General features: G+C 72.8%; 10 protein-coding genes. 6 read left to right on the top strand and 4 right to left on the bottom strand.

Going from position 1 to position 9,068, the window contains the following annotated elements:
- The first annotated feature begins 196 nt into the window (after nt 1-196).
- The 4 genes from GA0115240_RS26730 (at nt 197) to GA0115240_RS26715 (ending at nt 3,167) form a co-directional block, all read left to right on the top strand.
- The gene (locus GA0115240_RS26730; RefSeq protein WP_093740479.1) at nt 197-601 is read left to right on the top strand and encodes a GntR family transcriptional regulator; all 405 of its coding nucleotides are present in this window, start codon (nt 197-199) and stop codon (nt 599-601) included.
- Between the two features lie 85 nt (nt 602-686).
- Complete coding sequence (locus GA0115240_RS26725) at nt 687-1,727, top strand: ATP-binding cassette domain-containing protein (protein WP_256069993.1); 1,041 nt, start codon at nt 687-689, stop codon at nt 1,725-1,727.
- A complete protein-coding gene (locus GA0115240_RS26720) occupies nt 1,724-2,818 on the top strand; it encodes a hypothetical protein (protein WP_093740475.1) in 1,095 nt (364 codons plus the stop codon). The genes GA0115240_RS26725 and GA0115240_RS26720 overlap by 4 nt, the downstream gene beginning before the upstream one ends.
- Before the next feature lie 85 nt (nt 2,819-2,903).
- Nucleotides 2,904-3,167 carry a GlsB/YeaQ/YmgE family stress response membrane protein gene (locus GA0115240_RS26715; protein ID WP_093740473.1) on the top strand — a complete coding sequence of 88 codons (264 nt, stop codon included), beginning with the start codon at nt 2,904-2,906 and terminating at the stop codon, nt 3,165-3,167.
- Nucleotides 3,168-3,415: 248 nt separating this feature from the next.
- On the opposite strand, the gene GA0115240_RS26710 is transcribed toward GA0115240_RS26715, so the two are convergent.
- Nucleotides 3,416-3,604: a hypothetical protein gene (locus tag GA0115240_RS26710; protein ID WP_141708977.1), complete on the bottom strand. Its 189-nt coding sequence runs from the start codon at nt 3,602-3,604 to the stop codon at nt 3,416-3,418.
- 261 nt (nt 3,605-3,865) lie between these two features.
- On the opposite strand from GA0115240_RS26710, the gene GA0115240_RS26705 reads away from it, so the two are divergent.
- Entirely contained in the window at nt 3,866-4,573 is a 708-nt protein-coding gene (locus tag GA0115240_RS26705) for a TMEM175 family protein (RefSeq protein ID WP_093740469.1), read from the top strand.
- A gap of 152 nt (nt 4,574-4,725) precedes the next feature.
- Entirely contained in the window at nt 4,726-5,061 is a 336-nt protein-coding gene (locus GA0115240_RS26700) for a PASTA domain-containing protein (RefSeq protein ID WP_093740467.1), read from the top strand.
- Nucleotides 5,062-5,130: 69 nt separating this feature from the next.
- Here GA0115240_RS26700 and GA0115240_RS26695 read toward each other — a convergent pair whose 3' ends face one another.
- The 3 genes from GA0115240_RS26695 to GA0115240_RS26685 form a co-directional block, all read right to left on the bottom strand.
- Complete coding sequence (locus tag GA0115240_RS26695) at nt 5,131-5,667, bottom strand: carbonic anhydrase (protein WP_093740465.1); 537 nt, start codon at nt 5,665-5,667, stop codon at nt 5,131-5,133.
- Between the two features lie 208 nt (nt 5,668-5,875).
- Nucleotides 5,876-6,739: an alpha/beta fold hydrolase gene (locus tag GA0115240_RS26690; RefSeq protein WP_093740463.1), complete on the bottom strand. Its 864-nt coding sequence runs from the start codon at nt 6,737-6,739 to the stop codon at nt 5,876-5,878.
- Between the two features lie 267 nt (nt 6,740-7,006).
- A complete protein-coding gene (locus GA0115240_RS26685) occupies nt 7,007-8,329 on the bottom strand; it encodes a DUF2690 domain-containing protein (protein WP_093740461.1) in 1,323 nt (440 codons plus the stop codon).
- Nucleotides 8,330-9,068: the final 739 nt, after the last annotated feature.

The raw sequence follows: 9,068 nt of genomic DNA, 5'->3' as shown, positions 1-9,068 counted from the left end.
GGAGGCATCCGAGCGGCGTACCGAGCCGGACCAGGCGGCGAAGGCCGGGACGGTTCACGGCCCGACGGCCGAGGCACTCGACCGGCCCGCCGGCTGCGCCGGGCCCGCTCCGCCGGACGGCCCCCGCCGGGAAACCGGGCAGCCGGGAAGCCCGGCCGCAGTCCACCGGTCCCCTAGGGGTATAGTGCGCCCGGTGGTGACCTTCCGTATCGAACGCCGCAGCGGCATCGCCGCCTACCAGCAGATCGTCCAGCAGACCAGACAGGCGCTCCGGCTGGGCCAGTTGATGCCCGGGGACAAGCTGCCCTCGGCGGCCGAGGTGGTGGCCGCGACCGCGATCAACCCGAACACCGTGCTCAAGGCGTACCGCGAACTGGAGAACGAGGGCCTCGTCGAGGCCCGCCAAGGCGTCGGGACCTTCGTGCGCAGGTCGCTCGCGCAGCCCGGCGCCGCCGCCGACTCGCCGCTGCGCGAGGGTCTGCGCACCTGGGTGAGCGCGGCCCGCGAGGCCGGACTCGCCCGGGAGGATGTCGCGGCGCTGGTGTCGGCCGCGCTGGACGACGCCTTCCCGCGCGGCCTCGACGCCCGGGCCCAGAGGTGAGCGAGGCACCGTGACCGCCCGACCTGCTTTTCCCGCCGCGCACGGCGATCCGCACTCGCCCGCGCTGGAGGCCCGCGGCCTGGGCATCCGCGATCAGACCGGCTGGACGCTGCGCGACTGCGACGTCCAGGTCCCGCGCGGCCGGATAGCCGGCCTGGTCGGGCCGAACGGCGACGGCAAGAGCTCACTCCTGGCGGTCGCCGCCGGACTGCTGCGGCCGGCCGAGGGAAGCGTGCGGGTCCTCGGGCGGCGACCGGGTTCGCCCGAGGCCCGGGCGCTGGTCGGGGTGCTGCTCCAGGACCGGCCACTGCACCGGTCGTTCACCGTCGCCGAGACCCTGCGGCTGGGCCGCGAACTCAACCCGCGCTGGGACCAGGCCGCCGCGCACGCCGTCGTCGCCGAGGCCGACGTGCCGCTGACCGCCCGGGTCGGCCGTCTGTCCGGCGGCCAGCGCACCTGCCTCTCGCTGGCCCTGGTCCTGGGCAAACGCCCGGACCTGCTCCTGCTCGACGAGCCGATGGCCGATCTGGACCCGCTGCGCCGGCACGCGATGACGGCCGCTTTGATGACCACGGCCGCCGAGCACGGCACGACCGTGGTGATGTCGTCCCACGTTCTCGCCGAACTCGACCTGGTCTGCGACTACGTACTGCTGCTCGCCCACGGCCGGATGCTGGTGGCCGACGACGTCGAATTCGTCCAGGCCGCCCACACCCGGGTCACCCGCACCCTCGCCGAACCGTCCGCGGGCCCGCCCGGCCGGATCGCGGCCCGGGCCCCGGCCGCCGCGCTCCCCCCGGAGTTCCGCGACCACACCGTGGTCGAGGCCCGCACCACCGGCCGCCAGCTCACCGCGATGCTCCAACTGCCGGTGTCCCCCGAGGGAGCCGAGAGCGCCGAGCCCGCCACCTTGGAGGACATCCTGCTGGCCTACCTGCGCAACCCGCAGGCCCCGCCCCTGCTCGCACCCGTCGACGACCCCCGCCGGCATCCCGGCGGCGACACCCCCGCCGCAACCGGCCGACCGGCCGGCGGAGAGCCGGGACGCAGCCGGAGCGTCAGCCGCGGCTCCGGGCGGGCCCGGCGCCGGGGCCTGCCCGGCCGCGGCGGAAGGCCGGAGGCATGAGCGCGCTGGGCCGCTGCCTCGCCTGGACTCCGAGCGGGTACCGCCCGGCCTGGCTGCCCTTCGCGCTGCCCGTCCCGCTCCCCCGGCCGGCCGGCGCGTTCTGGCTGGCCTGGCGCCGGCACCGGGCGGTCCTCCGTACGGTGGCGGCCGTCGCCGTCCTCGCCGCGCTCTGGGCGGTGTGGGAGCACCACCAGCTCGTCGCCGAGATCCACCACACGGTACGGACGTGCCAGCGGATGGCCGGGCTCTGTTCGGACAACGGCAACGGCAGCGGCAGCGGCGTGATCGAGTCGCCCGAAGGGGGCACCGTCCACCTGCTCTTCGACCAGGCGCCGTCGGTGCTGCGTTTCCTGCCGGTCGCCGTCGGCGCGCTGATCGGCGCGCCACTGTTCGCCCAGGACATAGAGAACGGCACCCACCGACTGGCCTGGACGCAGTCGGTGGGCCGGCGCGAATGGGCCGCTGCCAAGATCGGCACCGCCGGCGCCGTCACCGGCTTGGCCGCAGTCGTCCTCACCGTGCCGGTGACCTGGTGGTGGTACAGCAGCTGGCGCGGACACCACGCCGCAGGCGCGGAGGGTCATGTGTGGCGTACCAACGTCTCCTGGGACGACTGGTCGTTCTTCGCGTACGTCGGCCCGGTCGGTGTCGCCCACCTGCTCCTCGCCCTGACCGTCGGCGCGGCCACGGGAATGCTGCTGCGCCGCACCCTGCCCGCGGTCGCGGTCGCCGCCGCGGCCGTCGAGGGCCTCCAGCTCGCGCTGGGCGCGCTGCGCCCGCACCTGCTGCCCGCGCACATCCGGACCAGCGCCGGCCCGGTCTACCCCCTGCCACCCCTGGACGGCTGGCATCTGGGCGGCGGACTGGTCCGGGCGGACGGCAGCCTGACCACCGCCTCTCCGGCGTGTGCCCCACGCGTCGAGTTCGACGCGTGCCTGCGGACGAACGGTCTGGTCGGCGAGTACGGCCGCAGCCTCGATCCCGGCCAGCTGCCGCTGCTCCAGCTCATCGAGACCGGCATCTGCCTGGCGGTCGCGACCGCGCTCGTCGCCCTCTGCCTCTGGTACGTGCCCCGCGTCGCGGTCCGCTGACGTTCTCGGGGGGAGGTTTGAAGGCGCTGGACCAGTGCAGACGGTGATCGACGAGAGCATGTCATTGCCATAGAGGAGCAGAGCCGTGGGTATCATCGCGTGGATCATCATCGGGTTGCTGGCCGGAGCCATCGCCAAGGCCCTCATGCCCGGCAGGGACCCGGGCGGCATCTTCATCACCATGCTGATCGGTGTCGCCGGCGGCCTGCTGGGCGGCTGGCTCGGCAAGGTGGTCTTCCACGTCCACTCGATCAACGGCTTCTTCCACCTGTCGACCTGGATCGCCGCCATCGTCGGATCGATGATCCTGCTGGCCCTCTACCGCGTCGTCAACGGCCGCCGCGCCTGACCGGCGCACCCAGCGGCGCCGCCCACCGGATCCCGGTGGGCGGCGCCGCTTTTCCGATCCACCGTTCCCCCGGGCGATCGCCCCGGCCGAGGCGCCGGACCCGGCCTCCCGACTCCGTGCGGCGGCTGCTCGGGTGCCGGGTCGAGGACGTCGTGGGGCAGTCCGGCCAGCGGCTGCTGGAGATGCCGCTGAGGCAGTGGCGTGGCCGCCCGCTCCGCTCGTGCCGACCGGCTCGTGGGACGGCAGCGTCATCCGGACCACGGGCTCGATGGCGGTCGAATCCGCTGGGCCTGCCGCCGCGACAGCGTCGAGGCGTTCGCCTCGTCGGGGCCCATGACCTCCCGGCAGGTGCGGTTCGACCACAGCAGTCCGGTGCCGGTGTCCCACACCCCCACCGCCAGCGGCGACCGGTCGAGAAGCACCGCTTCGGCTTCCACGGTCCGCACCCCGTCCGGTGCCTCCGTCGCGGCGACGAGCCGGCAACGCTCACCGTCCCCGCCGGTCAGGGCAAGCCGATGTCCACGCCGGGATCCGGCTTGCTGGGGACACCGCCCTCACCACATGAGTCCCGCTACGGCGGCGCGGGCGGTGGCGCGCCGCCACGATGCCTCCCAGGCGCCCTCGATGCGATAGACGGATGCGACGGGCCCCCGCCCGTGTCATACGCGCCGCTCGCGCACCAGTCGAAAGGACGCCTCATGGCCAGCGATCCCAGCCGGACCCCCGGCCCCACCGCGCAGCCGGGACAGTCCGGGTCTCCCGGCGCCTTCCGGGTGACGGACACCAGCCGGGTGGAGGCCTTCAGTGACGGGGTCTTCGCCGTGGCCATCACCATCCTTGCCCTGGAGATGCACACCCCGGAGCACAGGAACGGTGAACTCCTGTCCGGCCTGCTGCATCAATGGCCCGTCTACGTCGGGTATTTCACCTCCTTCGCTTATATCGGTGTCATTTGGCTCAACCATCACCAGGCATTCACCCACATCCGCGTCATGGACCGGAAACTGCACGTGGCCAACCTCGCGCTGCTGTTCACCACCGCTTCACTGCCTTTCCCGACCGGCGTGCTGGCCGACGCGCTGCAGGAGAAGTTCGACAGTGCCGACGTACGTGCCGCCGTCGTGCTCTACGCGATCATCGCCGCGGCCATGTGCACCAGCTGGGTATTGATCTACTTCCATCTCGGCCGCGGCGCCGGTCTTCTCGATTCCTCCACCAGTTCCCGCTTCGTCCCCCACGGGATCGGCCGCTCCGCCGCGGGTGTCGTCGTCTATCTCCTCGGCGGCGGACTCGGCTGGGCCGTCAATCCCGGCATCGCCCTCGCGGCGTTCGTCCTTCTGCCGCTCTTCTACTTCGCCAGCAGCGGAGGTGTCATCCACCTGCGCCGCCGCACCTCGACCCGGTGACGCCGCACCACCGGACCCGGTGATCGCAAGGCCGAAGGTGGCGCACTCGGCGGCGTAACCGCCGTCTCCGGTCGCCGGACGGGCCCGCGTCGAAGACGGGCGCGGCCCGCACGGGTAGGTGCGGGCCGTGCTTGCGCGGCCATACTCGTGGCATGAATCAGCAGCGTCACGCGGACGTCGTCATCGTCCCCGATGTCGTGGGAAAAACGGTTGCCGAGGCGAGCGGGATCGCTCACGAGGCCGGCCTGTCACTGGCTCAACCGGACCCCGATGGTCCGCCCTTGGCGGCTCTGACCTGGCCCGGTGTGTGGTTGGTCACCGAGCAGGATCCTTCGCCGGGAACCGAGTTGTACCGGTGGGACAGTGTCCGGGTCCGCTTCCGCGGTGCCGGCGCCGACGGGTCGGCCGGGGTGCGGGAGCCGCGACGCCCCGCCCCGGACCCGGAGGGGCTCGCCGCCGAGAGGAAATCGGCGGGCGATCCCGCCTGAGAACCGTCTAGCGTGGTGAACCGGAGCTGAAACCGGAGGCGGACCGCTGCCTCGCTCCGGCCGCACCGATCACGGAGCGCGCAGCGGCGTGGGCGGCACGACCGTCTCGACCAGGCCGGTAGTCACGTCGTAGACCAGGCCGGTCACCCGCGAGGCGGGGCGGCGGACCTTCTGCTGGACGACGTCCACGTCGGCCCGGACGGACCCGAGCGGGTCGCTGACCGATTTGCTGTCGAGTTCCGCGACCGGGATCTCGAAGTATTCGGCGAGCAGGTCGGGGAAGGCCGCCAGATCGGTCATGCCGCAATCGGTGTGGTGCAGGACCACGATGGTGAACTCCCCCGGCGTACCGGGGCCCTTGTTCGCCTCGGCGACCTTCTTGAGCATCGCCAGCGTGCGGAGGGTGGCGGGGGTGATCCGGCCGCCGACGTTGCGGATCACGGCGGCCTCGCCCTGCCGGAGCCCCAGGACGCCGGCCGGGTCGACGCGGGGGTCCACGCACCCGATGACCATCAGGTTGCCGCTCGGGTTGATGCCCAGGTCGGCGATGAAGCGGTCGGCGGCGAAGTCCGCGTTGCGCCGGCTCAGATCGTCGGGTTCGGTCATGATGTCCCCTCCGCGCTCGTGATCAGTGCAGCTAGGCCGTGTCTGACAAATAGCGCCGTCCGCCCGCAGGGCGGGGCCCCGCGGCGTCTGGTGCGTGCGATCGCAAGGCGGAGGGGTGTCCTCGTAGTGGGCTACTCGGACGACCCCGACAACGCAGCGAGCGCGCGTGCCAGGCGTCGCGGGGCAGGCGGGATTTGTCAGACACGGCCTAGGCCGCTTCCCTCAGCACGGAGGCGACTTCCTGCGAGCGGTCCGACTGCACCCAGTGCCTGGCGCCCTCCACCAGGGTGAGGCGCGCATCGGGGAACAGTCCCGCCAAGTGCCGTGCCACATCAGGGTCGAGGTAGTGGTCCTGGGCCCCGAAGACGACCTCGACGGGAGTCCGGACGGCGGCGAGTCCGCCATCGGAGATCACTTGGTCCTGGGCGTCCAGGTCCATCGGAATCCTCGCCGTCCACGCGCGAATCGCGGCAAGCGCATCAGTCTGTTCGCTACTGCCGAAGAACTGCGGCTGCACCGCCCGGGTGAGGATCTCCTCCGAGACGTCGTAGCCCAGTTGGGCCGCGGTGTGCGCGAGCAGCCACAGGGCTTGCGCCGGGTCGCCCAGCAGCCCGTCGGTGAGGTCCGCCAGCGGCGCGTCGGAGAACAACTGGATGAGGTCCGGGAAGGTCAGGGTGTCGGAATGGCCGTAGTAGCAGTTCATCAGGGCGAGTTTGGCCACCCGGTCGGGATTCTGCCGCGTGTAGTCCACCGCCACCGGTCCCCCGCCGTCGTGTCCGACGAGAACCGCCTGCCCGATGCCCATCTGGTCCATCACCGCCGCGGTTTCCGCCGTCCGCTGGCCGGCGTCCATCGGGCGGGTCTGCGAGCGCTCGGAATCCCCGTACCCCAGGAAGTCGACCGTGACGACACGGCGCGGCCGGAGCTCGGGAACGAGCTTTTCGTATCCGTGGGAGTCGTCGGGGTAGCCGTGCAGCAGCACGAAGGCGGGTTCCTCGCCGGCATGGTCGACGGCGGATATCCGGCCGTGCGGAGTCGAGACGGAATGCTCGGTCGCGTCGGAAGCAGGCATCGTACTCCTCCGCCCGGTCAGTCCCGGTGATCTACGAATTAACCCTTTTGCGACAATTGCACACCTGCTCCGAGCGTACGTGGGATGGGACGGCCCCGCACATGCGGCGTCCTTCGCGCACTCGCCCGCGGCCGCAGGGCAGGCGCCAGGGCCGATCAGGGGCGCACAACGACCCCGCCCGCGCGTCCCGTTGCGGCCCGCCGGCCGGGCCGGACCCCCAGGCCCGCCAAGCCCGCCAAGCCCGCCAGGCCGGACCACCGATGGCGATCACGTTCCGCCCTTACTGCCGGGTGGGGCCGAACTGCCTTCCCGGTGGTGCGTGTCGGCGGCGACGCCGACCCCCGCCGGCCTACCCGCCCCGGTCGGCCTACCCGCCCCGGTCGGGGAAGGGTGCCCGGACGGTGGCGGGGCAGTGGTCCTCGGAGCGGGGGACGGGGGCATCGCCGGCGCGGGTGCGGCGAGGCCCGCCGTGGTGTCCGGGACGGCGGCGGTGCAGGCCGTCGCCTTGTCGGTCTCGGTCCCGCACACCTCGAGCCACTTGGCGTTCACGGCGCTGACCATCGGCGAGTAGTTGTCGCCTCCCCAGTGGACAAGGGCGTTCGCGGACTGGCCGAGGCCGTTGGAGATGGTGACGGTGTCGCCGGGCGCGGCGTACACGATCTTCGCCCAGGCGGCCTGGCAGGAGGGGCTGTAGCGCATGAGGACCACGGCCTTTTCCACCACGTGGAGCGTGACGGTGCGCTCGTCCCGGCCGCACAGCCGCTGGGGGTCCTGGTCGTAGCAGCCCTCGGCCCGGCAGGTGCTGATCTGCCCCGGGCCCGCGAGCACGGACGCGGTGACGGTGGGACGCGGGCGGGCCTCGCCGGTGTGCCCGTTGTCGTCCACGGCCGTCCTGCCGACGATCGCCAGGGCTGCGAGCAGGACGGCCGTCAGCGCCGCGGGTAAACGGTAGGGAGACGGGATCCGCCAGGTCCACCGCGGCCGGGCGGCCGGCGCCATTGGCCCGGTGGCGGCTTGGGCCGCCGCCGCGTGCCCTTGCTCGCGGTCTTCCCCCGGTTCTTCGCCGGGTACAGGTGCTGCCGCCGCCGTCGCGACGCTCCCGGGGCGGCCCGGTCCCCGCACGGCGGCCGGGGCAGCGGCCGAGGCAAGAACCGGGGCGCCGACCGGGGCGGCCGCCACTTCCGGATCGCCGCGGGGAGCTGCGCCGCCCGACACCCCCGCGACGCCGTCCCGTTCCGCTTCGGCCTGGTCTGCTGCGCCCCGGCCTGCTTCCCCCTGGGCTGCCTCGCCCGGGCCCGCCCCGTCCCGGGTGCCGGCCCCGCGGTCGGCGAGGGCCGCGGCGGCAGCCTCGCGCAGGGCGCCGCCGTCGCACCGCACGGCCGCCGCCAGGCTGTCCACCGCCTGCGCGGTGACGGGGCGTTCGGCGTTGAGCCAGCGCTGCCAGGAGGCGCGGCTGTAGTGGGTGGCCGCGGCGAGGCCGGTCAGAGACAGCTCGTTGGCGTCCTTGACCTGGCGCAGCATCTCGACCAGTCCGCGTTCGGCGGCGGACAGTCCGTCCGGCAGCGGCTTCCATGACGTCCCCACGGTCATCCCCCATCCTCGCGCTCCGGGAGCCGGACCCTTTCCGTTCGGCACCCCGGCTTTCCGTGATCGGAACACGCGACCCCGCTGGCACCGGATGCTGTCACATCCGCGGCCTTGCGGAAAGCGAGGCGCGGCATGCGAAATGGAACGGGAACGGAAGATGTTCCCCGCCCCCGGTGGGGCATCGGCGGCGGCGGTGCGGCGGCTTTCCGGCGGGGTGGCGCCGGTCGGGCGGAAGGGTCTGGTCGACTCCAATTCGAGAGCTCTTCCGTCCCAAGTCGCAGGTCGCGGCTGTGGGACGAGACTGCCTCAACTCCGCTGCCCGGTACGGACTTCCGGCGGTGCGGTGATCCGCATAGCGTTCGCCGGTGCCCGGCCCGTTCGGTTCCGGGGCGGCCCGTCGGAAATCGGCGGACGCCCGAATCGGCTTGACTGCGGAGAAAAGGGAATCAATTCCGCGGACCTCGCCGAGGAACGACGTGCGGACCGGCGCCGACGGGAATTTCCCCCATGTTCTGTAACGCATTCGGAAATAACGGAGGTCGTCCATGTTCCGACCCTTCGGTCCGGTGAGACGGGGCGCGCGCACGCGCCCCCGATCGAGCCGCCTACGCGGCTGGACCGCGCTGTTCGTCACCGTCGCCGTCACGGGCGCCGGACTCCTGGCCGCCGCCGGGCCCGCGACGGCCGCGACGCCCGCGCCGATCCCGCTGACGTCGGCGAGCTGCCCCACCGACATCCAGCA

This window comes from Streptomyces sp. DvalAA-14 (assembly GCF_900091855.1).
Lineage (GTDB): Bacteria > Actinomycetota > Actinomycetes > Streptomycetales > Streptomycetaceae > Actinacidiphila.
The sequence above is the reverse complement of the archived record's forward strand: the minus strand, read 5'-3'. Positions and strand labels throughout refer to the sequence as shown.

Coding starts and splice junctions, on each gene's coding strand:
- GA0115240_RS26705 (WP_093740469.1), top strand. CDS start 3,866: ATGGCCAGCGATCCCAGCCGGACCCCCGGCCCCACCGCGCAGCCGGGA.
- GA0115240_RS26690 (WP_093740463.1), bottom strand. CDS start 6,739: ATGCCTGCTTCCGACGCGACCGAGCATTCCGTCTCGACTCCGCACGGC.
- GA0115240_RS26720 (WP_093740475.1), top strand. CDS start 1,724: ATGAGCGCGCTGGGCCGCTGCCTCGCCTGGACTCCGAGCGGGTACCGC.
- GA0115240_RS26700 (WP_093740467.1), top strand. CDS start 4,726: ATGAATCAGCAGCGTCACGCGGACGTCGTCATCGTCCCCGATGTCGTG.
- GA0115240_RS26685 (WP_093740461.1), bottom strand. CDS start 8,329: ATGACCGTGGGGACGTCATGGAAGCCGCTGCCGGACGGACTGTCCGCC.
- GA0115240_RS26695 (WP_093740465.1), bottom strand. CDS start 5,667: ATGACCGAACCCGACGATCTGAGCCGGCGCAACGCGGACTTCGCCGCC.